This is a genomic window from Kitasatospora sp. NPDC058170 (assembly GCF_042883905.1).
In the GTDB taxonomy this organism is placed as follows: domain Bacteria; phylum Actinomycetota; class Actinomycetes; order Streptomycetales; family Streptomycetaceae; genus Kitasatospora.
Genome location: NZ_JBHVUV010000020.1, coordinates 85,936 through 108,937, shown reverse-complemented (window position 1 = coordinate 108,937; position 23,002 = coordinate 85,936). Strand labels below are relative to the sequence as shown.

The following is a 23,002-nucleotide window of genomic DNA, read 5'->3' as shown; positions in this document are numbered from 1 at the left end:
CGTGCGATGAACTCTCTTCGGGCCGCCCGCCCGCGGGTCCTGCTGACCGCACTCGCGGCCGGCACCCTGCTCCTCTGCTCCGCCTGCGACGACGCCGAACCCGCCCAGGACCGGGCCGCGGCCACCCCCGCGGCCGTCGCCGCGACCACCGCCCCGGCCGCCGCGACCACCCCGCCGGCCGCCGCGGCGCCCACGTCCAGGCCCAAGGGCGCCGACGACCCGGCCCTGAAGTCCTTCTACGGCCAGCAGATCGCCTGGGCCGCCTGCCCGGCGGACCCGCAGGCCGCCAAGGCCAAGATCGACATCTCCGCGATGCTCTGCGGCACGCTGCACGTCCCGCTCGACTACGCGAACCCGGCCGCCGACGCCCTCGACATCGCGCTGATCAAGCTCCCCGCCGCCAAGCCCGAGCAGCGGACCGGCTCGCTGATGGTCAACCCCGGCGGCCCGGGCGAGTCCGGGATCGAGATGGTCAAGTACGGCGCGGACCGCTTCACCGGCGGTCTGCACAACCGCTTCGACGTGATCGGCTTCGACCCCCGCGGCACCGGCGCCAGCTCCCCCGTCGTCTGCTACGACGACAAGCAGCGGGACGCCGAGGAGGAGACGGACGCCCCGCTCGACCCGGCCGTCCGCAAGAGCGAGCACGCCAGGAAGGCCACCGAGCACGCCGCCGCCTGCCAGGCCAGGTCCGGCCGGCTGCTGCCCTTCGTCGGGACCCGCAACACCGCCCGCGACCTGGACGTGCTGCGCGCGGCCGTCGGCGACCGCAAGCTCAACTACCTCGGTGTCTCCTACGGCACCTACCTCGGCGCGCTCTACGCCGAGGAGTTCCCGAAGAACGCCGGCCGGCTCGTCCTGGACGGCGCCGTCGACCCGGCCGAGGACGGCCTGGACCACGGCATCCAGCAGGAGATCGGCTTCGAGAAGTCGCTGAACCGCTTCGCCGCCGACTGCGTCGAGAACCACGCCGACGAGTGCCCGCTCGGCAAGGACCCGGCCAAGGCCGCCAAGAAGGCCGCCGACTTCCTGGACGGCCTGCGCGACCACCCGCTGAAGGGCAAGGACGGCCGCCGGCTCGGCAGCGACCAGGGCTGGACCGGCACGATCAGCATGCTCTACGGCGACGAGAAGACCTCCTGGCAGTACCTGCGCGCCTCGCTCGGCTGGGCGATGGCGCGCGACAAGGGCGACCTGCTGCTCGCCTTCGCCGACGACTACAACGGCCGGGACGAGAGCGGCCACTACAACCCCTCCCAGGAGGCGATGGACGCGATCCGCTGCGCCGACGGCGCGGTCCCCGCGCCCTCGCCCGAGCGCGCCCAGCAGGCCGTGGCCAAGCTGCTCGCCGAGGCCCCGCTGCTGTCCAAGGGCGCCGGCGCGGACGACTACAGCGAGGGCTCCTGCGCGCACTGGCCGTTCAAGACCCCGGAGAAGGCGCACACCATCCGCGCCGAGGGCAGCGACCCGATCCTGGTGGTCGGCTCCACCGGCGACCCGGCCACCCCGTACGCCGCCGCCGAGGCCCTGGCCAAGGGCTTCGCCAACGCCACCCTGCTGACCCGGGTCGGCGAGGGCCACGGCGCGTTCGGCAAGGGCAACCACTGCATCGACTCCGCCCTGGAGGCCTACCTCACCGAGGGCACGCTGCCCGCCGCCGGGACCCGCTGTTCCTGACGGGACACCGCGTCGTAGCGGATGAAGATGGGGAGGGTGCTGACAGCGAGGTGTCAACGTCACAACTTGATAGCTCGATCGGATGAATTCCGCGTGCGCCCTCCCCAACTGATGACCGCTCAACTACCGTGGAGCCGCAGCCCGGCGGGCATCGGAACACCGCCCCGCAGCCCATACTTCAGCTGCTCCACCCCACACTCACCGGCACCTTCCCGCCCTCACGAGGAGGACCCGCTGGCCAGCGACATCCCGTCACAGCGGCTCGATCCCAGCTCCGAGCCGACCCTCCTCGGGTTGCACCGCTTCAACGAGGCCGACGCCGGAGCGGCCGAGGAGGCTCTCCTCGCCTGCTGCGGCAGCCACCGATGGGCCATCCGGCTCACCGCGCACCGGCCCTACCCCGACATAGAGTCCCTGCTCGCCGCCGCGAGCGAGGCGTCCTACGACCTGCGTCCGGCCGACCTGGCCGAGGCGCTCGCCGACGAGAGCTGGATGCCGCAGCCGCTCCTGGGCATGCGCGCACCCGGCAGCCAGGCGGCGCACACCGCGCTGCGGGCGGCCCACGCGGCGTACGAGGCCAGGTTCGGCCACGTCTTCGTGGTCTGCCTGGAGGGCGTGGTCCCCGAGGAGATGCTCGACACCGTGCTCACCTCGATCCGCACCCGACTGGCCCACGACCCGGACGAGGAGCGGCTGATCGCGGCGGACGAGCTCCGCCGGATCGCCCTCACCCGTCTGGAGCACCTGGTCGCCACCCATTCCGGGGCCGCCGCACGCTGACCCGGCTCACCTGCGCGCCTGCGCGGCGCGGAGCTTCGCCACCTGCTGCCGGACGATCCGCTCGTCCGGCGCGGTGGCCTGCTCCGCGCCGACGCCGACGGTGGTGAAGACCGCCAGCACCGGTCCGACCCGGGTCAGCACGGCACGCTGAGAGAGCACCACCGCGCCCGATTCATTCGTCAGGGTGAACCCGGTCACCGCGTCGGCTCCCCCGGGCGTGGGCGTGTCGTCCCGGCTCAGCCGGTGCTTCGTCCGCACACCCTTGCGCCCCTTGTCGGTCGGCGGCGCCGGCGCGGTGGAGGTGAACGCGGCGCACGGGCCGAACAGCTTCTCCAGGTCCCCCTGCAGCTGCGCCGCCCGGCCCGCCGGGTAGGCGAGCAGTCCTCCGTACACGCCGCCCCTGGGGTCGGCCGCCCGCGCCACGCTCAGATCGGTCTCCGCGGTCGGGTGGGCCGCACCGGTCGAGGCCCCGGGCGAGGGCGAGGCCCCGCCGGCCCCGGCGGCCGGGGTCACCGCGTCCAGCAGCGGCTGACAGGCGGCCACGTCCGAGACCTCCCGCCCGCCGCCGGAGCCGGTCTCGCCGTGACCGGGCGTCATCACCGTCACCGTGTACCCCGCCCCCAGGTCGCCGTCCGCCACCGCGGCGGCCCGCAGCTCGGCGGCGGACAGCTCGCGCCCGGCCCCCGCCCGGTCGGCGGAGCCGTCGACCGTGGTGCAGCCGACGGCGGCCAGCAGCACGCAGCCGAGGAGGACGGTGGACGGGCGGGACGGGCGGAGCGGCACGGCGGCCTCAGCAGGGTGTCGGCAGCGGAAGGGGCCGCCACCGTAGCGCAGCCAGGCAGTCACCCAGAGCGACCAAAGGGCCCGCTGTTCCCGCCCGGCTAGGCCACTCGTGCCTGATTGATCACACCTCGGGCCCCCGGAGGCGGTTCCCGACAACGCGTCGATAGGATGCTGGCGGCCGGTGGACCGTACCCGGCCGGGCTGACCGACACCGAAGCCGGCCGAGCCCCCGATCCGCTTCCGGAGGGTTTTTCCGTGCCGGCTGGAACGCTGTACCGCGGCCGGGAAGGCATGTGGAGCTGGGTGGCTCATCGAGTCACCGGCGTCCTCATCTTCTTCTTCCTGTTCGCTCATGTCCTGGACACCGCACTGGTGCGGGTGTCACCCGAGGCGTACGACACCGTCATTCAGACGTACAAGACGCCACTGGTGAACCTGATGGAGTACGGCCTGGTGGCCGCCATCCTGTTCCACGCCCTCAACGGCCTGCGGGTCGTCGCCGTGGACTTCTGGTCCAAGGGCCCGAAGTACCAGAGGCAGATGCTCTGGACCGTCGTCGGGGTGTGGGTCGTCCTGATGGCCGGCGCCTTCTACCCGATCCTGCAGCACACGCTGACCTCCTGGTTCGGGAAGTGATCTGAGACATGTCCACGGAATACTCCGACGCCCTGGTGGTCCCCTCCGCCCAGGCGCACACCGGCAAGGGTCTCGGCACCGGCAACCCGGCGGACGCCTTCGTCATCGAGCCCGCCCGCCAGCGGAGCAAGAAGACCCCGCGCCGCACCCGTACCAACTTCGAGATGCTCGCCTGGCTCTTCATGCGCCTGTCGGGTGTCATCCTCGTGGTGCTGATCCTCGGCCACCTGCTGATCATGCTGGTGCTCGACGGCGGCGTCTCCAAGATCGGCTTCGCCTTCGTGGCGGGCCGCTGGGCGTCCCCGTTCTGGCAGGTCTGGGACCTCCTGATGCTCTGGCTCGCCATGCTCCACGGCGCCAACGGCATGCGGACGGTCATCAACGACTACGCCGAGAAGGACTCCACCCGTCTCTGGCTGAAGGGCCTCATGGGCGCCGCCACGGTCTTCACCGTGCTGCTCGGCACCCTGGTGATCTTCACCTTCGACCCCAACATCTGACGACACAGCATCTAATCGGCAATCGGCAGAGGCCAGAGGCGAGTTAGAACCCCCATGCAGATTCACCAGTACGACACCGTCATCGTCGGCGCAGGCGGCGCCGGCATGCGCGCGGCCATCGAGTCGACCCAGCGCAGCCGTACCGCCGTGCTGACCAAGCTCTACCCCACCCGGTCCCACACCGGCGCGGCCCAGGGCGGCATGTGCGCCGCCCTCGCCAACGTCGAGGAGGACAACTGGGAGTGGCACACCTTCGACACGGTCAAGGGCGGTGACTACCTGGTCGACCAGGACGCCGCCGAGATCATGTGCAAGGAGGCCATCGACGCCGTCCTCGACCTGGAGAAGATGGGCCTGCCCTTCTCCCGGACCGAGCAGGGCCGGATCGACCAGCGGCGCTTCGGCGGCCACTCGCGCAACCACGGCGAGGCCCCGGTCCGCCGCTCCTGCTACGCGGCCGACCGCACCGGCCACATGATCCTCCAGACGCTGTTCCAGAACTGCGTCAAGCACGGCGTCGAGTTCTTCAACGAGTTCTACGTCCTCGACCTGCTGATCAACGAGGGCAAGACCTCCGGCGTCGTCGCCTACGAGCTGGCCACCGGCGAGATCCACGTCTTCCAGGCCAAGTCGGTCGTGTTCGCCTCCGGCGGCACCGGCAAGTTCTTCAAGGTCTCCTCCAACGCCCACACCCTCACCGGTGACGGCCAGGCCCTGGTGTACCGCCGCGGCCTGCCGCTGGAGGACATGGAGTTCTTCCAGTTCCACCCGACCGGCATCTGGCGCATGGGCATCCTCCTCACCGAGGGCGCCCGCGGCGAGGGCGGCATCCTGCGCAACAAGGACGGCGAGCGCTTCATGGAGCGCTACGCCCCCGTCATGAAGGACCTCGCGTCCCGTGACGTCTGCTCCCGCGCGATCTACACCGAGATCCGCGAAGGCCGCGGCTGCGGTCCGGACGGCGACCACGTCTACCTGGACCTCACCCACCTGCCGCCGGAGCAGCTGGACGCCAAGCTCCCGGACATCACCGAGTTCGCGCGCACGTACCTCGGCATCGAGCCCTACACGGACCCGATCCCGATCCAGCCCACCGCGCACTACGCCATGGGCGGCATCCCGACCAACGTCGAGGGTGAGGTGCTGCGCAACAACACCGACGTCGTCCCCGGCCTGTACGCGGCCGGCGAGGTCGCCTGCGTGTCCGTGCACGGCGCCAACCGCCTGGGCACCAACTCGCTGCTGGACATCAACGTGTTCGGCAAGCGCGCCGGCATCGCCGCCGCCGACTACGCGCAGACGGCGGACTTCACCGAGCTGCCCGAGAACCCGGCCGAGAAGGTGCAGACGCTGGTCGACGGCCTGCGCGAGTCCACCGGCACCGAGTCCGTGGCGCAGATCCGCAAGGAGCTGCAGGAGACCATGGACGCCAACGCCATGGTCTACCGCACCGGGGCGACCCTGAAGCAGGCGGTCGAGGACATCGCCGGGCTGCGTGAGCGCTACAAGAACGTCTCCATCCAGGACAAGGGCTTCCGGTACAACACGGACCTCCTGGAGGCCGTCGAGCTGGGCAACCTGCTCGACCTCGCCGAGGTGCTGGCCGTCTCCGCGCTGGCCCGCGAGGAGTCGCGCGGCGGTCACTACCGCGAGGACTTCCCGACCCGTGACGACGTGAAGTTCATGCAGCACACCATGGCGTACCAGGAGGTTGCCGAGGACGGCACCACCTCCATCCGCCTCGACTACAAGCCGGTCGTCACGACCCGCTACCAGCCGATGGAGCGTAAGTACTGATGAGCACTCCGACGATGGAGCAGCACTCGTCCGCTCTGGACGCGGCCGAGGCCGGCAACGTCCAGCTGATCACCGTCACCTTCCGGATCCGCCGGTTCAACCCGGAGGAGCACCCGGACCCGGTGTGGGTCGACTACCAGCTGGAGCTCGACCCGAAGGAGCGCGTCCTGGACGCGCTCAACAAGATCAAGTGGGAGCAGGACGGCACCCTCACCTACCGCCGCTCCTGTGCGCACGGCATCTGCGGCTCGGACGCGATGCGGATCAACGGCCGCAACCGGCTGGCGTGCAAGACCCTGATCAAGGACGTCAACCCGGAGAAGCCGATCACGATCGAGGCCATCAAGGGCCTCACGGTCCTCAAGGACCTGATCGTGGACATGGACCCGTTCTTCCAGGCGTACAAGGACGTCATGCCGTTCCTCATCACCAAGGGGAACGACCCGACCCGCGAGCGCCTGCAGTCCGCCGAGGACCGCGAGCGCTTCGACGACACCACCAAGTGCATCCTGTGCGCCGCGTGCACGTCGTCCTGCCCGGTCTTCTGGAACGACGGCCAGTACTTCGGCCCGGCCGCGATCGTCAACGCGCACCGCTTCATCTTCGACTCGCGCGACGAGGGTGCGGAGCAGCGGCTGGAGATCCTGAACGACCGCGAGGGTGTCTGGCGCTGCCGGACCACCTTCAACTGCTCGGAGGCCTGCCCCCGTGGCATCGAGGTCACCAAGGCGATCCAGGAAGTGAAGCGGGCGCTGGTCACCCGCCGCTTCTGAGCCCCGCCTGAGACACCGAAGGGCCCGTCCGATCCTCAGATCGGACGGGCCCTTCGTCGTTCCCGCCCGCGGCGGGACGCGCAACCGCTCAGTCGGTGGCGGGGGTGCGCCGGGTGGCGCGCAGGCCGCGGACGCCGACGGTCCCGACCAGGACGCCGAGGACGAAGGAGGTCACGGCGAGCAGGAGGTGGACCCAGAAGAACGCGGTCGGCTGGGAGTGGTCGCCGCCGGTGAAGGCCTGCCCGCCGGAGTCCTTCCAGAGGTTCTTGACGAAGGTGATCCAGATGATCATGGACCAGACGCCGAAGGCGGTCAGGAACCAGGAGGTGCGGCGGCTGAGCTTCATGGGGGTCCTCGGCGGGGCGGAGACGTGGAGAAGGCGTGTTCCCCCAGTATGCGCGGAGGGCCGTTCGGAGCACCGCGGACCCCTCCTGCGAAGGAGGGATCCGGAGTGGCGGACGGCCCAGCCGCGGACTGGGTACGGTCTGCGGGTGCCCACACGCCGTCATTTCCCGCGCCGTACGCTCGCACCGCTGATCTCCGCGCTCACCGCGCTCGCCCTGGGAGCCCCGGCCGCCGCCGCGGCCCCGCAGGAGCCGCCCCCGCCGCCGACCGCGATCGGCGGCGAGCGGATGGGGCTGTCGGGCGTCCAGGTGGCCCCGCTGGCCGGCGCACCGGCGCTGCCGGGGGACCTCACCGGGCGGTCCTGGATAGTTGCCGACGCCGCGTCGGGCGAGGTGCTGGCGGCCAGCAATCCGCATCTGCGGCTCGCCCCGGCCAGCACACTGAAGATCCTCTTCGCGGACACCGTGCTGCCCAAGTTCGACCGCAACCTGGTGCACCGGGTCGCCGACGCCGAGATCCAGGGGATCGGCGCCGGCAGCAGCCTGGTCGGCATCAAGGAGGACCTGGACTACAAGGTCGAGGACCTCTGGCGCGGGGTGTTCCTCAGCTCCGGCAACGACGCGGTGCACGTGCTCGCCCACATGAACGGCGGCGTCCAGCAGACCGTCGCCGAGATGCAGGCCCGTGCGGACGCGCTGCAGGCCCGGGACACCAGGGTGGTCTCGCCCGACGGCTACGACATGGAGGGCCAGCTCTCCTCGGCGTACGACCTGACCCTGTTCGCCCGGGCCGGGCTGCGCAACCCCGACTTCCGGATGTACTGCGCCACCCGGGACGCCCTGTTCCCCGGCGCGGTGGACAGGAACACCGGTCAGCGCGGCAGCTTCGGGATCGCCAACACCGACCGGCTGCTCGGCAAGTACCCGGGGCTGATCGGCGTGAAGAACGGTTTCACCACCGAGGCGGGATCGACCTTCGTCGGCGCCGCCGAACGCAACGGCCGCACCCTGCTGGTGACGGTGATGCACCCGACGACCTACCAGAAGGTGTACGACGAGACGGCGGCGCTGCTGGACTGGGGGTTCGCCGCCGCCGACAAGGTCACGCCGATCGGGAAGCTGGTGGACGAGGCGCCCGCCGCGGCCGAGACCGCGCCGACCGGGCAGGCGGGCGGCGCCGCCGGGGTGCCCGCGCCGCCGCCGCACCCCTCGCCGACGGCTGCCCCGGTCGCCGCACCCGCCGTCGCAGGCGGCGACGGGATCGGCCCGGTCGGCTGGCTGGGGATCGCCCTCGGCCTGACGGCGGGCGGCACGGTGCTGCTGGTCGTCCTGCGCAGGCGCGGCCGCGAGGTCTGAGCGCCGGGCTGGGCCCGGTCCCGGGGGCGGGCCTAGCCCCGGGGCCGGGCCCCGGCCGTGTCGTCCGGCTCCGCCAGCACCTCGCGGGCGCGGGCGACGGCGCGTTCCCGGGCGGCGGCCGGATCGGCCAGGGCCGTCCAGGCCACGCAGTACATCAGCAGCCGCGACACGAAGTTGATCCACAGCAGCAGCGCGACCGGTACGCCGAACGCGCCGTACAGGCTCCGGCCGGCGACCGAGCCCAGGTAGGAGGCGAGCAGGACCTTCAGCAGCTCGAAGCCGACCGCGCCGATCAGCGCGCCCTGCAGCACGTCGCGCCGCTGCTGGCCGCCGATCCGGGGGAAGGGCGCCAGCAGGTAGGCGAAGAGCACGGTGTCCGCGGCGACCGCGATCAGCAGGCCGACGCCGGTCAGCAGGTAGCCGCCCGGTCCGCCGGTGCCCAGGCCGATCCAGTCGGCGAGCCGGCCGGCCAGGGTGGTGCCGGCCGCGGAGGCGGCCAGCGAGAACAGCGAGATCAGGCCGAGGCCGCCCAGCACCACGCAGTCCCAGGCCTTGCGCAGCACCGGGTTGCCGTCCTCCTCGGGCAGCTGCCAGATGTCCCGGATCGAGGTGCGCATGGTGTCCACCCAGCCGAGGCCGGACAGCAGCAGCAGGACACCGCTGACCAGCCCGACGGCGCCCGCGTTGGCCACCAGCGACGGCAGGTTGAGCGCGTCCGAGATGCCGGGCAGCTGGTCGGAGATGCGCTTCTGCAGCTCGTCGATCCGGCTGTCGCTGAGGGTGGCCGCCGCGATCGCCAGCGCCACGGTGAGCAGCGGGAAGAGCGCCAGGAAGCCGAAGAAGGTGACCGCACCGGCCAGCCGGTTGCCCCGGGCGGCGGTGAAGTGCTCGTAGACCCGGTAGGGGCGGCTGCGCAGCACCCGCGCCACGAGCGGGCCGATCACCGGGAGGCGGGTGAGGAAGTCCACCGTCCCCTTATACCGGGCCGTCCTCCGAATGGCCGTCAGGCTCGACGTGGCGGGCGGGAGTCGGCCCGCCCGCGGCGGTCGGCGGCGCGGGGCTCGGTGGTCAGCGGCGCAGGGCGCGGCGGGCCCGGGCCAGGGCGCGGACGGCCTGGTAGGCGGAGTAGCGGCCGTGGCTGAGCAGTTCGGTGCGCACGCCGTCGACGCCGGGGGCCGGGCGGTGGCCGGCCGGGCGCAGCCGGTCGCAGTGCGCGGCGGCGCGGCGGAAGTACTCGCGGCGGTCGCCGGGCGGGATCCGGCCGGGCCGGGAGACCACGGTGTTGAGGTGGTGCAGCATCCGGCCGTAGACCACCGGGCGCCAGCGGTCCAGCTCGGGGCGGGCGTCCAGGAAGGCGAAGACCAGGGCGTACTGGGCGAACACGTCGAAGTGCTTGCGGCTGGCGGTGGCCAGGATGTTCCCGCCCTCCTGGCGCTGGCGGTAGTGCACGCCGACCTGGTCGAGCAGGGTGATGCTCGCGGCGGAGAGCAGCGCCGGGTAGGTCCAGGGGGTGTCCTCGTAGTAGCCCGCCGGGAAGGTGAGGCCCTGCGCGGTGATGAAGTCGCGCCGGTAGGCCTTGTTCCAGACCACCTGCAGCAGGTCCAGCAGGTCGGGGCGGCCGTCGAGGTCGAAGACGTCCGGGGAGGGGGCGTCGAAGACCCTGGCCGAGGCGGCCCGGGTGATCCGGCCGTCGGCGTAGGTGCGGGCGTAGTCGTAGACCAGGACGTCCGGGTCCCCGCCGGCCGCGAGCCGGTCGTCGACGGCCTTCAGCAGGCCGGGGGTGAGGGTGTCGTCGCTGTCCAGGAAGAGCACGTACTCGCCGGTGGCGACGGCCAGGCCGGCGTTGCGGGCCCGGCCGAGGCCGACGTTCTCCGGCAGGTGCAGCACCCGCACCCGCGGGTCGCGGGCGGCCGCCTCGTCCAGCAGTGCGCCGCAGCCGTCCGGGGAGCGGTCGTCCACCGCGATCAGTTCGAAGTCCGGTCCGCCCTGGCCGAGCACCGAGTCGAGGCACTCGCCGAGGTACTCCTGCACCTGGTACACGGGGACGATGACACTGAAGCGGGGCATGGGCACACAGTAGCGGTCACCGCCCCGCGGCCTGCCTCCGTGTGCGGGCCCCCGGCACCCGGAAGGCCCCGCAGGCCGGACGGTAGGATCGGTGGGCACGTACGCACCGGTTCAAAGTGCGGCCAGACCCCGAACGGGCTGCCACGCTCCTTCCCAAGAAAGGCCTGCGTAGCCGATGGCTCCCCGCCTCTCCATCGTCGTCCCGATCTACAACGTCGAGCGCTACCTCGAGGAATGCCTCGACTCGATCGCCGCCCAGACCTTCACGGACTTCGAGTGCGTCATGGTCGACGACGGGTCGAAGGACGACAGCGCGGCCCTCGCCGAGGCGTACGCGGCCAAGGACTCCCGGTTCCGGCTGGTCCGCCAGGTGAACAAGGGCCTCGGCGCGGCCCGCAACACCGGCATCCGGCACATCGACCCGGACGGCGAGTTCCTCTGCTTCGTCGACAGCGACGACTCGATGCCGCCGAGCGCCTACGAGCTGATGATCAACACGCTCGACGAGACCGGCTCCGACTTCGCCACCGGCAACGTGCTGCGGTTCCGCGCCGTCGGCTACTACCAGTCCGGCGGCCACAGCAGGCCGTTCAGGGAGACCCAGCTCAAGACCCACATCACCGAGATCCCGGCGCTGGTCACCGACCGCACCGCCTGGAACAAGGTCTACCGCCGCACCTTCTTCGACGCGGCCGGCCTGCTCTACCCCGAGGGCATCCTGTACGAGGACGCCCCGGTCAGCGTGCCGCACCACTACCTCGCCAAGAGCGTGGACGTGCTCTCCGAGCCGATCTACCACTGGCGCGAGCGCGAGGTCGGCGAGATGTCGATCACGCAGATGCGCACCAACCCCAAGGGCCTGATCGACCGCGTCACCTCCGTGGAGCTGGTCCGCGGCTGGCTGAAGAAGCAGACCGATCCGCGCTTCGCCCAGTACCTGCGCTCCTACGACGAGAACACCCTCGTCGAGGAGATCCCGATGTTCTTCTGGTCCGTCGTGGACGGCGACCAGGAGTACCGGGCCGCCTACATCAAGTGCGTCAGCCGGCTGCTCCGGGCGATCGGCCCCGAGCAGGTCCGCAAGCTGCGCGCGCCGCTGCGGCTGAAGTACCACCTGACCCTGCAGGGCCGGATCGACGAGCTGGTCGAGCAGATCAAGTACGAGGGCGAGACCAACGGCGGTGCCCCGGCGAAGGGCCTGCTGCGCCCGTACGCCGACTACCCGTTCCTGCGCGGCGGCCGCAAGAGCGTGCCGAGCAGCGTGCTGAAGCTCGAGAACTCGCTGGTCATGCGCAGCCGGCTGTACGAGTCGGCCTGGGTCGACGGCAAGCTGCAGCTGACCGGGCACGCCTACCCGGAGCAGCTGGGCGCCGAGAACCGGCACGACATGGTCAAGGTGCTGGTGCTGCGCGAGGCCAAGGGCCGCCGGGTGCTCGCCGTGCAGACCAGGACGCAGTACAGCCCGGAGGCCACCGCGAGCTCCAAGCACGACCTGTACAACTGCGACTGGGCCGGCTTCACCGCCGCCATCGACCCCAGGCGGCTCAGGCACCGCGGCCAGTGGAAGGACGGCAACTGGCGCGTGCTGGTGGCCGGCATGGGCAAGGGCGGCGTCTACAAGGGCCGGATCTCCGCCGGCTGGAGCGACAGCGCCGAGTACCTGCCCGCGCACTGGGTCGAGCAGGACGTCCGGATCGTGCCGTGGGTCCGTGAGGGCCACGTCTACCTGCGGGTGGAGACCGTGCGGGCCCGGGTGACCGGTCTGGCCGCGCACGGCGGCCGGGTCGAGCTCTCCGGCGCGGCCCGCTCCGGCTCCGACCTGGCCGGCGCCCGGCTCAAGCTCACCCACGTCGAGTCCGACCGCGAGCTGCTGTACCCGCTGGAGCTCGGTACCCCCGCGGGCCTGCTCCAGCCGTTCAGCGCCTCCTTCCCGGTCGACGAACTGACCGCCGTCCGCGAGGCCTGGGCCGAGCTGGACCCGGTCGCCGAGGACCGCAGCCGCGACCGCTGGGACACCGCCCTGCTGCTCACCGACGGCAGCACCGTGCCGGTGGCGCTGGACGACCGCAACGCGCCCGAGCAGCTGCACCTCGCGCTGAACCCGCAGGCGCCGGCCACCAAGCGCCGCGCGCTGTACTCCAAGCCCTCCCCCGGCGGCTACCTGCAGCTGGCCGACCAGGTGCTGCAGCCCGTCGTGGACGAGGTCGCCTCGCGCGGCGAGGACGGCTTCCTGATCAGCGGGTCCTTCCCGCTGCCCGGCACGCACCGCTGGGAGCTGGTGGTCCGGCACAACTGGCGCGAGGAGGAGCACGCCTACCCCGTGGAGATCGCGGACGGCCGGTTCCGCGCCGCGCTGCCGCCGGTGCCCACGGCCTCCTTCGCCGGCCGGGTGCCGCTCGCCCAGGGCACCTGGGACGTCTTCTTCCGCGAGGTCGGCACCCCGCCCGGCGCGACGGCGCACACGCACGCCCTGATCGGGCCGGAGTGCTTCCGCGCACTGCCGCTGGAGGTCGAGTCGCGCGGCAAGCGGATCGTGCTGGAGCGCCGCCACTACGACGGCCTGTCGCTGGAGTCGCACTCCGCGCTGCTCCCGGAGGAGCGCAGCGGCTACCGCCAGCGCCAGCTGCGGACCGTCGACTACCCGGCCGCCCGCCGCCACCCGCTGCGCGAGACGGTGCTGTACAACGTCGCGCTCGGCGGGCTCTACGCGGACTCGCCCCGGGCGGTCCACGAGGAGCTGGTGCGCCGCGGCCTGCCGCTGCAGCACCTGTGGGGCAGCGACGACCTCCAGGCCGCGGTGCCGCAGAGCGCCGACGCGATCCGGCTCTGGAGCCCGGAGTGGTTCGAGGCGCTGGCCACCGCCAAGTACATCGTCACCAGTGCCCACCTGCCGGACTTCTTCGTCCGGCGCCCGGGCCAGGTGGTCGTGCAGACCTGGCACGGCACCCCGCTGAAGCAGATCGGGTACGACTTCGAGAAGATCTGGTTCACCGACGCGCACTACCTGAAGGGCGTCGCCAAGGAGGTTCCGAACTGGAGCCTGCTGGTCGCGGGCAACACCTTCTCGGCTCCGGTCCTGCGCCGCGCGTTCGACTTCAAGGGCGAGATCCTGGAGAGCGGCGCGCCGCGCAACGACCTGCTGTTCGCCGCCGACCGGGAGAAGACCGCGGAGCAGGTGCGCGAGCGGCTCGGCCTGCCCGAGGGCAAGAAGGTGGTGCTCTACGCGCCGACCTTCCGCGAGGACCGGCGGCGCCCCAACGGCGGCTACCAGCTGGACCTGCGGCTCGACCTGGAGGCCGCCAAGGCCGCGCTCGGCGAGGACCAGGTGCTGCTGGTGCGCCGGCACAGCGTGATGTGCGGTCAGATCCCCGGGGCCGGCAACGGCTACGTCTGGGACGTCGGCAGCTACCCCGACATGGCCGAGCTGCTGCTGGTCGCGGATGTGCTGGTCACCGACTACTCGTCGGCGGTCTTCGACTTCGCCACCACCGGCAAGCCGGTGCTGCTCTTCACGTACGACCTGGAGCACTACCGGGACAACCTGCGCGGCTTCAGCCTCGACTACGAGTCGGAGGCGCCCGGCCCGCTGCTGGCGACCTCCGAGGAGCTGGTCTCCGCGCTGGGCCGGCTGGACGAGGTGAGCGCCGAGTACGCCGACCGGTACGCGGCCTTCCGTGAGGCGTACTGCGACCTGGACGACGGCCAGGCCTCCGCCCGCGTGGTGGACGCGATGCTCCGCAAGGAGTAGCCCCGCCCCGTACCGCCCGACAGGCGCCCGACGCGACCCCGCGTCGGGCGCCTGTTCGGTTTTCCGGGGGGATACCTGGGAACCCCCTGGGCTTTGCCCCCCTTTTGCCGTCGAACTCACGTTTCGTCAACGAATTTCTCAGGGAATACGCCGAACTGCACAGTTGACCACACCAGTCATTTCGGTATGGGATATCGAATCGGCCCCCGTCCCGACTCCCCTCGGCACGAAGGCCCCCGGCCCACCGCCATGGACCGGGATCCCGTTCCGAAGGGCACCCCCCATGCCAGTCCTCACCCGGCTCGTCCTCCCGCACGCCGACCCCCGCGGGACGGACGGCGCACGCCCCGGGGACGAGGACGTCGCCTTCGGCCTGCTGCGCGCCCGCTGGAGCGCCCGCGGCCTCGAACTCACCGGCTTCGCCCGCCCGGACGACCTGGACACCGCCCGCCCCGGCTCCGCCTGGACCTGGCTGACCCTGCGCCGCGGCGAGGACGAGCCCCCGGTCCACCTGCGCTCCAGGCCCCGCCGGCTGCCCGAGGTCACCGACGACAGCGCCCAGCCCGAGCACAACCACGACTGGTCCGGCTTCACCGCCCTGATCGAACCTCGCCGGCTGCGCCGCGGCGAGGAGTGGCTGCTCGGCGACTGGCAGGTCGAGGCCACCCTCTTCACCCGCCCCCGCCCCGCCCGGCTGCGCCGCCAGTACGGCACCCTCGCCCCGCACTGGTGCGGTTCCGGCGAGTACCCGCCGGCCCGCTGGGTCGACCGCGACGTCCGCCTGCAGCCCCGGTTCGAGGACGGCCGGCTGTGGCTGCGCCTCGAACGCCCCGGCGTCCGGCTCGGCTCCGCCCACCCCGGAGCGGACGGCCTCGCCCTGTGCGGCACCGCCGACCACTGCCCGCCCGGCACCGTCCTGCGGCTGCGCCACCGCGAGAGCGACGCCGTCCTCACCGCGCCCGTCGCCCTGACCGGCAACACCTTCGCCGCCCACCTGCCGTTCCGGCCGTTCACCGCCGACGGGCGCGGCGCCGGGGAGCCGGAGCACTGGGACGCCGACCTGCTGCGCCCCGACGGCACCACCGAGCAGCTCACCCTGGACGAGCGCGGCGGCCCGGTCGCCGGCCAGCACCCGCTGCCCGGCGTGCCCGACCGGGTCCTCTACCTCAAGCACCTCGCCGACGGCCGGCTCCAGCTCTGCGTCCAGCCCGCCGCCGGCTGGGTCGAGCGGGTCGCCACCCGCCCGGACGGCTTCGAGCTCAGCGGCCGCCTGCCCGGCCCGGGGCCGCTCGAACTCGTCCTGCGCCACTCCGGCAACGCCGGCGAGGTCCGCCACCCGGTCGACCTCGCCGAGGACGGCCGGTTCCGGATCCGGCTGCCCGTCACCCGGACCGGCTCGGACGGCGCCCCCCTGCCGCTGCGCAAGGGCGTCTGGGAGGCCGCGCTGCGGCCCGTCGGCGGAACCGGTCCGCAGCGGCCGCTGATCGCCGCCCCCGCCGCGCTGGGCTCGCTGCCCGCCGCCACCCGGGTCGGCGGCAAGCGGATCCTGCTCCAGCGGCGCTGGCACGACACCCTGCTGCTGGACTCCACCCCCGTCCTCACCCCGGCCGAGCGCAGCGCCTGGACGCAGGCCCGCCAGCGCACCGCCGGCTACCCGGCCGCCCGCCGCCGCCCGCTGCGCGACGCCGTGCTCTACGACGTGTTCGGCGGCCGCGGCTACGCCGACTCCCCCCGCGCCGTGCACGCGGAACTCGCCCGGCGGGACACCCCGCTGGAGCACCTGTGGGTGGTCGACGACGCCCAGGCCCGGCTGCCCGCCGGGGTCCGGGCGGTGCGGATCTGGAGCCCCGAGTGGTACGAGGCGCTGGGCTCCAGCCGGTACCTGGTCGGCAACACGCACTTCCCCGACTTCCTGCGGCGCCGCCCCGGCCAGGTGGTGGTGCAGACCTGGCACGGCTCGCCGCTCAAGCGGATCGCCCACGACGTCGACAACTCCTGGCTGGCCGACCACGGCTACCTGGAGGCACTCGACCGGGAGACCCCGCAGTGGAGCCTGCTGCTCTCCCCCAGCCCCTTCGCCACCCCGATCATGCGCCGGGCCTTCCGCTACCGGGGCGAGATCCTGGAGGCCGGCTACCCGCGCGGCGACGTCCTCGCCCGGCCCGACGCGCGCACGGCCGCGCTCGTCCGGCGCCGGCTGGGCATCCCCGAGGGCAGGCGCGTCGTGCTGTACGCCCCGACCTGGCGCGAGGACCAGCAGCACGGCGACGGCGACGGCTTCCGCCTGGACCTGCGGATCGACCTCGACCACGCCCGGCGCGCGCTCGGCGAGGACCACGTGCTGCTGATCCGCCCGCACGCGCACGTCCGCGAGCCGCTGCCCGGCGCCGGGGACGGCTTCCTGTACGACTGCGGGGACTACCCCGACGTGCAGGAGCTGCTGCTGATCGCCGACGTGCTGATCACCGACTACTCGTCGATCATGTTCGACTTCGCGATCACCGGGCGTCCGGTGCTGTTCTTCACCTACGACCTGGAGCACTACCGCGACACGTTGCGGGGCTTCTACTTCGACTTCGAGCCGCAGGCCCCGGGCCCGCTCATCCCCGACTCGGCCGGCCTGCTGGACGCGCTGCGCGGGCTCGCCGACGGCGGCGGGGAGCTGCCCGCCGGGTACCAGGAGCGCTACCGGCGCTTCCGGGCGACGCACTGCCGGCTCGACGACGGCGGCGCCGCCCGCCGGGTGGTGGACCGGATGCTCGAACTCGGCGGCGCCGGATGAGGGCCGGTCAGCCGAAGCGGTAGGCCCGCCAGGGCCGCCAGACCTCGTCCGCGTCGAAGCGGGAGAGGCTGAACCCGGGCACCCGGAAGGCCGCCCGGAAGCCCCGGGCCTGCTCGTACGCCTGGTCCAGCGCGTCCTCGGACAGCCCGTGCGCCACGGTGACGTGCGGGTGGTACGGGAACGCCAGCTCGCGGGCCAGCGGGCCGGAGCGGATGTCCGCCTCCAGCAGCCGGCACTCCTGCGCGCCCTCCTCGACCCGGACGAACACCACCGGGGAGACCGGGCGGAAGGTCCCGGCGCCCTGCAGCAGCATCGGGAACGGCCGGTGCGCCCGGGCCACCGCCGCCAGGTGCTCCTCGATCTTCGCCAGCTCCGCGGCGGGCACCTCGGTCGGCGGCAGCAGCGTGACGTGGGTGGGTATCGACCGGGCCAGCGGGTCGCCGTTCCCGGCCCGCGCGTCCTGGATCGCCGAGCCGTACGGATCCGGGACGCTCACGGACACGCCGATGGTGACGACCTCCGGAAGGCCGCCCCCCGCCTCCGAGCGCTCGGGGGCGAAGGGCGAACCGCTGCCACCGCCGGGCAGGCTCGTCGGCGGAGTCACCGCTTGGCGGCCGGGAGGAAGCCGATCCGGTCGTACACCGTCTCCAGCGTCTGCGAGGCCACCGCGCGGGCCTTCTCGGAGCCGATCGCCAGCACCCGGTCCAGCTCGGCCGGGTCGTCCAGGAAGGTGTGCGTGCGCTGCTGGAACGGCGTCACCCACTCGCTGAACAGCTCGGCCAGCTCGGTCTTCAGGGCGCCGTACATCCGGCCCTCGAAGTGCGCGACCAGCTGCTCGATCGACTGGCCGCTGAGCGCGGAGTGGATCCGCAGCAGGTTGGAGACGCCGGCCTTCTCCTCCTCGTCGTAGGAGACGACGGTGCCGGTGTCGGTGACGGCGCTCTTGAACTTCTTGGCGCTCGCCTTCGGCTCGTCCAGCAGGTTCACCAGGCCCTTGGCCGAGGAGGCGGACTTGCTCATCTTGGCGGTCGGGTCCTGGAGGTCCAGGATCTTCGCCGTCTCCTTGAGGATGTACGGCTTCGGGACGGTGAAGGTGGGCTGGTAGCGGGTGTTGAAGCGGTCCGCGAGATCGCGGGTGAGCTCCAGGTGCTGGCGCTGGTCCTCGCCGACCGGGACGGCGTCCGCCTGGTAGAGCAGGATGTCCGCGATCTGCAGGATCGGGTAGGTGAACAGGCCGACCGAGGTGCCCGCCGAGCCCTGCTTGGCGGACTTGTCCTTGAACTGGGTCATCCGGGACGCCTCGCCGAAGCCGGTGAGGCAGTTCATCACCCAGGCGAGCTGCGCGTGCTCGGGCACGTGCGACTGGACGAACAGGGTGCAGTGCTCCGGGTCCAGGCCCGCGCCGAGCAGCTGCGCGGCGGAGATCCGGGTGTTCTGGCGCAGCGTCGCCGGGTCCTGCTCGACGGTGATCGCGTGCAGGTCGACCACCATGTAGAAGGCGTCGTTGGCCTCCTGGAGGTCCACCCACTGGCGGACCGCGCCGAGGTAGTTGCCGAGGTGGAACGAGCCGGAGGTGGGCTGGATGCCGGAGAGCACCCGGGGACGGTCCTTGACCGGACCAGTGACCGCTGCGTTGACCATGCGGGCCATTGTTCCAGTTCCACCGACCGGTCAGGAAACCTCCGCCCCTGGAGGTTCCGACAGTGTGACGGCACTCACCCTGATCCGGGCGATCCGCCGGCCCTCCAGCTTGGCCACCGTCAGCAGTACGCCCTCCGCTCCGTCGGCGATCCGCACCTGGTCACCGTCGGCCGGCAGCCGCCCGAGCGCCGCCACCACGCAGCCGGCCACCGTCTCGTAGGGGCCCTCGGGGAGGGTGACGCCCGTCTCCTCGGTGAAGTCGCCGAGGTTGAGCAGGCCGTCCAGCTCGATGCCGCCGCCGGCCATCCGGCGGGTGGTGGTCGGCTCCTGGGAGTCGTACTCGTCGCGGATCTCGCCGATCACCTCCTCCACCAGGTCCTCCAGGGTGACGATGCCGGCGGTGCCGCCGTACTCGTCCACCACGATCGCCAGGTGGTGGCCCTCGCGGCGCATCTCGCCCATCGCCTCCAGCACCCGCTTGGTGCCCGGCAGCAGCTTGACCGGGCGGGCCAGGTCGCGGACCTTGACCGCCTGCTCGCCGCGCGCGCCGTAGAGGTCGCGGACGTGCACGAAGCCGGTCACCGCGTCGTAGCTGCCCTCGACCACCGGGTAGCGCGAGTGCGGCGAGGAGCCGGCCTGCTCGCGGACCTCCGGGAGCAGGCGCTCGGCGTCCAGGAAGGTCACCTCGGTGCGCGGGACCATCACCTCGCGCAGCTGGCGCTCCCCGGCGGCGAACACGTCGGCGATCAGCGCCCGCTCGTCGCTGCCGAGTTCGGTGTTGGCGGCGACCAGGCCGCGCAGTTCCTCGGAGCTCATCGATCCGCGCCCGGCCGCCGGGTCGCCGCCGAGCAGCCGGACCATCAGGTCGGTGGAGTGGCCGAGCAGCCAGATCACCGGGCGCAGCGCCACCGACATGACATCCACCACCGGCGCGGCGAGCACCGCGATGGAGTCGGCGCGCTGCAGGCCGATCCGCTTGGGGGTGAGCTCGCCGAGGACCAGCGAGGCGTAGCTGATCACCAGGGTCAGCCCGACCAGGGCGACCGCGTCGGCGAGGCCCTCGGAGAGCCCCGCCCGGACGAACACCGGGGCCAGCTTGCCCGCCAGGGTGTCCGCGCCGAAGGCCGCGGACAGGAAGCCCATGCAGGTCACCCCGACCTGCACGGCCGCCAGGAAGCGGTTCGGGTCGGCCGCGAGGTGCGCCGCCCGGGCCGCCCGCCGGGTACCGCGGGACTCCAGGCTCCTGATCTGCCCCTCGCGCAGCGAGATCAGCGAGATCTCGGCGACGTTGAACAGGCCGCCCAGCATGATGAAGACGAGTACGAGCGCCGCGTCCTCGATGGTTTCGCTCACGGGGGGTCAGTGTAGGTGCGGCCGGGGAGCGGGTGGTGGAGGAACGGGAGCGGCCCGCCGCCTCCGGGGAGGCGGCGGGCCGGGTGCCCTGGTGCGGGGGTGCTCAGATCAGGTCGAGCGCCTGGACCGCGTCGCGCTCCTCGACGAGCTCCTTGACCGAGGCGTCGATGCGCCCGCGGGAGAAGTCGGAGATCTCCAGGCCCTGGACGATCTCGAAGGAGCCGTCCTTGGTGGTGACCGGGAAGGAGGAGATGATGCCGGCCTCGACGCCGTAGGAGCCGTCGGAGACGATGCCCATCGAGGTCCACGAGCCCTCGGCGGTGCCGTTGACCCAGGTGTGGACGTGGTCGATGGCGGCGTTGGCGGCCGAGGCGGCCGAGGAGGCGCCACGGGCGTCGATGATCGCGGCGCCGCGCTTGGCCACGGTCGGGATGAAGTCGGACTCCAGCCAGGCCTGGTCGCTGCCGGCCGCCTCGAAGGCGTTCTTGCCGGCGACCTCGGCGTGGAAGATGTCCGGGTACTGGGTGGCGGAGTGGTTGCCCCAGATGGTGACGTTCTTGATGTCGGCCACGGCGGCGCCGGTCTTCCGGGCCAGCTGGGCGACCGCGCGGTTGTGGTCCAGGCGGGTCATCGCGGTGAAGCGCTCGGCCGGCACGTCCGGGGCGTTGCGCTGGGCGATCAGGGCGTTGGTGTTGGCCGGGTTGCCGACCACCAGGACCTTGATGTCGTCCGCGGCGTTGTCGTTGATGGCCTTGCCCTGCGGGCCGAAGATGCCGCCGTTGGCCTGCAGCAGGTCGCCGCGCTCCATGCCGGCGGTGCGCGGGCGGGCGCCGACCAGCAGGGCGACGTTGGCGCCGGCGAAGGCCACGTTCGGGTTGTCGGTGATCTCGATGCCGCGCAGCAGCGGGAAGGCGCAGTCGTCGAGCTCCATCGCGGTGCCCTCGGCGGCCTTCAGGCCCTGCGGGATCTCCAGGAGGCGCAGGTTCACCGGCACGTCGGCGCCGAGCAGGTGGCCCGAGGCGATGCGGAAGAGCAGCGCGTAGCCGATCTGGCCGGCCGCTCCGGTGATGGTGACGTTGACGGGGGTGCGGGTCATTTCTACCTTCTCCAGCAAATCGCCAGGTGCCCCAGGCACACCGGCGCACTGGAGCCGAGGATGGTCTCTCGACATCGAGAGACCGGCGTCAGGTTATCGCAAAGCGAAGCGTACGCCGCGTGGGCGGTGGTGGCTGATAGGTCACAGACGGCGGCGGCCCCCGCCCGGGAGGTCCGGGCGGGGGCCGTCGAAGGGACCGGGCCGGTCAGTGCCGGGGCCGGCCGATCAGCTGGCCCACGTTGTCCATCAGCGGGATCTCCAGCCACGGGTTGGGCTGGGCGACCAGGGTGAGCAGCACGATCGAGACGCCGAGGAAGGTCAGCACGATCACGTCGGTGAAGCGGCTGCGCACCGCCAGCATGCCGACCTCGGGCAGCACCAGGCGCAGCACCGCGCCGAGCAGCACCCCGCCGCCGAGGATCAGCAGGCCGTACTTGAAGCCGTCCTTGAAGTCGGCGAACCAGGTGACGGCGAGCCCGGCGCCGACCACCAGCAGGACCAGCGTTATCGGCCACTGGCGGACCGGCAGGGTGTGGTCCCGGCCCAGTGCCGCGGCCGAGCCCTCGGGGGGCAGGGTCCCGGTGGTCTTGACCGGCCTGCGCCGGGACCGTGCCGGTCGTGGGTCGCTCATGCGTCCACCTCGCTCCGCTCGCTCATGGCTCGCCCCTCTGTCGGACTGCCGGGGTCAGATACCGACGCGGCGCTCGGCCGCCTCGACGATGTTGTTCAGGAGCATGGCGCGGGTCATCGGGCCGACGCCGCCGGGGTTCGGGGAGATCCAGCCGGCCACCTCGGCCACGCCCGGGTGGACGTCACCGACGATCTTGCCCTCGCTGCGGCTGACGCCGACGTCCAGCACGGCCGCGCCCGGCTTGACGTCCTCCGGCTTGACCAGGTGCGGCACACCGGCGGCGGCGACGACGATGTCGGCCTTGCGCAGGTGGTAGGCGAGGTCCCGGGTGCCGGTGTGGCAGAGGGTGACGGTGGCGTTCTCGCTGCGGCGGGTGAGCAGCAGGCCGATCGAGCGCCCGACGGTGACGCCGCGGCCGATCACGACCACCTCGGCGCCGTCGATCGCGACGTCGTGGCGGCGCAGCAGCTCGACGATGCCGAGCGGGGTGCAGGGCAGCGGGCCCTGGATGCCCAGGGCGAGGCGGCCGAGCGAGGTCGGGTGCAGGCCGTCGGCGTCCTTGTCCGGGTCCATCAGCTCCAGGACGGGGTTCTGGTCCAGGCCCTTGGGCAGCGGGAGCTGGACGATGTACCCGGTGCAGGCCGGGTCGGCGTTGAGCTCGCGGACGACGTTCTCGACGTCCTCCTGGGTGGCGGTGGCGGGCAGCTCGCGCTGGATCGAGGCGATGCCGACCTCGGCGCAGTCCTTGTGCTTCCCGTTGACGTACCAGCGGCTGCCCGGGTCGTCGCCGACCAGGACGGTGCCGAGGCCGGGCGTGACGCCCTTCGCCTTGAGGGCCGCCACGCGGGCGGCGAGTTCGGACTTGATCGCGGCCGCGGTGGCCTTGCCATCGAGAATCTGGGCAGTCATGACCCCATTCTCCCGGATCCCGGCAACCGCCCGCGCCAGGGCCCGGCCCGATGCGGAACGTGCGGGTCACGTTGCGGTTGCGCCACAGTCCTGTCCGTTACGCGGGCGCGGCTGGACAGCACCCGGCCG

General features: G+C 72.3%; 19 protein-coding genes. 9 read left to right on the top strand and 10 right to left on the bottom strand.

What is annotated here, in order from left to right; genetic code table 11:
* The first annotated feature begins 6 nt into the window (after positions 1–6).
* Entirely contained in the window at positions 7–1,677 is a 1,671-nt protein-coding gene (locus ACFVVX_RS22995; RefSeq protein WP_387948425.1) for an alpha/beta hydrolase, read from the top strand.
* 294 nt (positions 1,678–1,971) lie between these two features.
* Complete coding sequence (locus ACFVVX_RS22990) at positions 1,972–2,457, top strand: 2-oxo-4-hydroxy-4-carboxy-5-ureidoimidazoline decarboxylase (RefSeq protein ID WP_387948423.1); 486 nt, start codon at positions 1,972–1,974, stop codon at positions 2,455–2,457.
* A gap of 6 nt (positions 2,458–2,463) precedes the next feature.
* Here the strand turns inward: ACFVVX_RS22990 and ACFVVX_RS22985 are convergent, their stop codons facing one another.
* Positions 2,464–3,303: a hypothetical protein gene (locus ACFVVX_RS22985; protein WP_387948421.1), complete on the bottom strand. Its 840-nt coding sequence runs from the start codon at positions 3,301–3,303 to the stop codon at positions 2,464–2,466.
* Positions 3,304–3,495: 192 nt separating this feature from the next.
* Here ACFVVX_RS22985 and sdhC point away from each other — a divergent pair, with 192 nt between their 5' ends.
* The 4 genes from sdhC to ACFVVX_RS22965 are packed head-to-tail and all read left to right on the top strand — an operon-like array spanning position 3,496 to position 6,946.
* Positions 3,496–3,876 carry a succinate dehydrogenase, cytochrome b556 subunit gene (sdhC, locus tag ACFVVX_RS22980; RefSeq protein WP_387948419.1) on the top strand — a complete coding sequence of 127 codons (381 nt, stop codon included), beginning with the start codon at positions 3,496–3,498 and terminating at the stop codon, positions 3,874–3,876.
* A gap of 8 nt (positions 3,877–3,884) precedes the next feature.
* Positions 3,885–4,376, top strand: a complete 492-nt coding sequence (gene sdhD / locus ACFVVX_RS22975) for a succinate dehydrogenase, hydrophobic membrane anchor protein (protein WP_387948417.1) — start codon at positions 3,885–3,887, stop codon at positions 4,374–4,376.
* A 54-nt stretch (positions 4,377–4,430) separates the two neighbouring features.
* Positions 4,431–6,173 carry a succinate dehydrogenase flavoprotein subunit gene (sdhA, locus tag ACFVVX_RS22970; RefSeq protein ID WP_387948415.1) on the top strand — a complete coding sequence of 581 codons (1,743 nt, stop codon included), beginning with the start codon at positions 4,431–4,433 and terminating at the stop codon, positions 6,171–6,173.
* Positions 6,173–6,946, top strand: a complete 774-nt coding sequence (locus ACFVVX_RS22965; RefSeq protein WP_387948413.1) for a succinate dehydrogenase iron-sulfur subunit — start codon at positions 6,173–6,175, stop codon at positions 6,944–6,946. Before sdhA ends, ACFVVX_RS22965 begins: the two co-directional genes overlap by 1 nt.
* Positions 6,947–7,034: 88 nt before the next feature.
* Here ACFVVX_RS22965 and ACFVVX_RS22960 read toward each other — a convergent pair whose 3' ends face one another.
* Positions 7,035–7,292, bottom strand: coding sequence for an SCO4848 family membrane protein (locus ACFVVX_RS22960; protein WP_387948411.1), 258 nt, complete (start codon positions 7,290–7,292; stop codon positions 7,035–7,037).
* Positions 7,293–7,437: 145 nt separating this feature from the next.
* Here ACFVVX_RS22960 and ACFVVX_RS22955 point away from each other — a divergent pair, with 145 nt between their 5' ends.
* Positions 7,438–8,646, top strand: a complete 1,209-nt coding sequence (locus ACFVVX_RS22955) for a D-alanyl-D-alanine carboxypeptidase family protein (RefSeq protein ID WP_387948409.1) — start codon at positions 7,438–7,440, stop codon at positions 8,644–8,646.
* Between the two features lie 32 nt (positions 8,647–8,678).
* Here the strand turns inward: ACFVVX_RS22955 and ACFVVX_RS22950 are convergent, their stop codons facing one another.
* Together ACFVVX_RS22950 and ACFVVX_RS22945 are read right to left on the bottom strand one after the other, a co-directional pair.
* Entirely contained in the window at positions 8,679–9,614 is a 936-nt protein-coding gene (locus tag ACFVVX_RS22950; RefSeq protein ID WP_387948407.1) for a YihY/virulence factor BrkB family protein, read from the bottom strand.
* 100 nt (positions 9,615–9,714) lie between these two features.
* The gene (locus ACFVVX_RS22945; protein WP_387948405.1) at positions 9,715–10,713 is read right to left on the bottom strand and encodes a glycosyltransferase family 2 protein; all 999 of its coding nucleotides are present in this window, start codon (positions 10,711–10,713) and stop codon (positions 9,715–9,717) included.
* A gap of 175 nt (positions 10,714–10,888) precedes the next feature.
* Here ACFVVX_RS22945 and ACFVVX_RS22940 point away from each other — a divergent pair, with 175 nt between their 5' ends.
* Entirely contained in the window at positions 10,889–14,461 is a 3,573-nt protein-coding gene (locus tag ACFVVX_RS22940; RefSeq protein WP_387948403.1) for a CDP-glycerol glycerophosphotransferase family protein, read from the top strand.
* A 283-nt stretch (positions 14,462–14,744) separates the two neighbouring features.
* A complete protein-coding gene (locus tag ACFVVX_RS22935; RefSeq protein ID WP_387948401.1) occupies positions 14,745–17,243 on the top strand; it encodes a CDP-glycerol glycerophosphotransferase family protein in 2,499 nt (832 codons plus the stop codon).
* Between the two features lie 7 nt (positions 17,244–17,250).
* Here the strand turns inward: ACFVVX_RS22935 and ACFVVX_RS22930 are convergent, their stop codons facing one another.
* The 6 genes from ACFVVX_RS22930 to ACFVVX_RS22905 all read right to left on the bottom strand — a co-directional run bounded on the left by ACFVVX_RS22930 (position 17,251) and on the right by ACFVVX_RS22905 (position 22,873).
* Complete coding sequence (locus ACFVVX_RS22930; protein WP_387948399.1) at positions 17,251–17,739, bottom strand: 2'-5' RNA ligase family protein; 489 nt, start codon at positions 17,737–17,739, stop codon at positions 17,251–17,253.
* A gap of 104 nt (positions 17,740–17,843) precedes the next feature.
* Positions 17,844–18,884 carry a tryptophan--tRNA ligase gene (gene trpS, locus ACFVVX_RS22925; protein ID WP_387948397.1) on the bottom strand — a complete coding sequence of 347 codons (1,041 nt, stop codon included), beginning with the start codon at positions 18,882–18,884 and terminating at the stop codon, positions 17,844–17,846.
* Positions 18,885–18,914: 30 nt separating this feature from the next.
* Positions 18,915–20,237 carry a hemolysin family protein gene (locus ACFVVX_RS22920; protein ID WP_387948395.1) on the bottom strand — a complete coding sequence of 441 codons (1,323 nt, stop codon included), beginning with the start codon at positions 20,235–20,237 and terminating at the stop codon, positions 18,915–18,917.
* Between the two features lie 103 nt (positions 20,238–20,340).
* The gene (locus ACFVVX_RS22915; protein ID WP_387948393.1) at positions 20,341–21,333 is read right to left on the bottom strand and encodes a malate dehydrogenase; all 993 of its coding nucleotides are present in this window, start codon (positions 21,331–21,333) and stop codon (positions 20,341–20,343) included.
* A gap of 205 nt (positions 21,334–21,538) precedes the next feature.
* On the bottom strand, positions 21,539–21,964 hold the full coding sequence (locus ACFVVX_RS22910) for a DUF3017 domain-containing protein (protein ID WP_387948391.1): 426 nt from the start codon (positions 21,962–21,964) through the stop codon (positions 21,539–21,541).
* A gap of 54 nt (positions 21,965–22,018) precedes the next feature.
* Entirely contained in the window at positions 22,019–22,873 is an 855-nt protein-coding gene (locus tag ACFVVX_RS22905; protein ID WP_387948389.1) for a bifunctional methylenetetrahydrofolate dehydrogenase/methenyltetrahydrofolate cyclohydrolase, read from the bottom strand.
* Positions 22,874–23,002 lie beyond the last annotated feature (129 nt).

Coding starts and splice junctions, on each gene's coding strand:
- ACFVVX_RS22995 (WP_387948425.1), top strand. CDS start 7: ATGAACTCTCTTCGGGCCGCCCGCCCGCGGGTCCTGCTGACCGCACTC.
- sdhD (WP_387948417.1), top strand. CDS start 3,885: ATGTCCACGGAATACTCCGACGCCCTGGTGGTCCCCTCCGCCCAGGCG.
- sdhA (WP_387948415.1), top strand. CDS start 4,431: ATGCAGATTCACCAGTACGACACCGTCATCGTCGGCGCAGGCGGCGCC.
- ACFVVX_RS22965 (WP_387948413.1), top strand. CDS start 6,173: ATGAGCACTCCGACGATGGAGCAGCACTCGTCCGCTCTGGACGCGGCC.
- ACFVVX_RS22960 (WP_387948411.1), bottom strand. CDS start 7,292: ATGAAGCTCAGCCGCCGCACCTCCTGGTTCCTGACCGCCTTCGGCGTC.
- ACFVVX_RS22945 (WP_387948405.1), bottom strand. CDS start 10,713: ATGCCCCGCTTCAGTGTCATCGTCCCCGTGTACCAGGTGCAGGAGTAC.
- ACFVVX_RS22940 (WP_387948403.1), top strand. CDS start 10,889: ATGGCTCCCCGCCTCTCCATCGTCGTCCCGATCTACAACGTCGAGCGC.
- ACFVVX_RS22935 (WP_387948401.1), top strand. CDS start 14,745: ATGCCAGTCCTCACCCGGCTCGTCCTCCCGCACGCCGACCCCCGCGGG.
- trpS (WP_387948397.1), bottom strand. CDS start 18,884: ATGGTCAACGCAGCGGTCACTGGTCCGGTCAAGGACCGTCCCCGGGTG.
- ACFVVX_RS22915 (WP_387948393.1), bottom strand. CDS start 21,333: ATGACCCGCACCCCCGTCAACGTCACCATCACCGGAGCGGCCGGCCAG.
- ACFVVX_RS22910 (WP_387948391.1), bottom strand. CDS start 21,964: ATGAGCGACCCACGACCGGCACGGTCCCGGCGCAGGCCGGTCAAGACC.
- ACFVVX_RS22905 (WP_387948389.1), bottom strand. CDS start 22,873: ATGACTGCCCAGATTCTCGATGGCAAGGCCACCGCGGCCGCGATCAAG.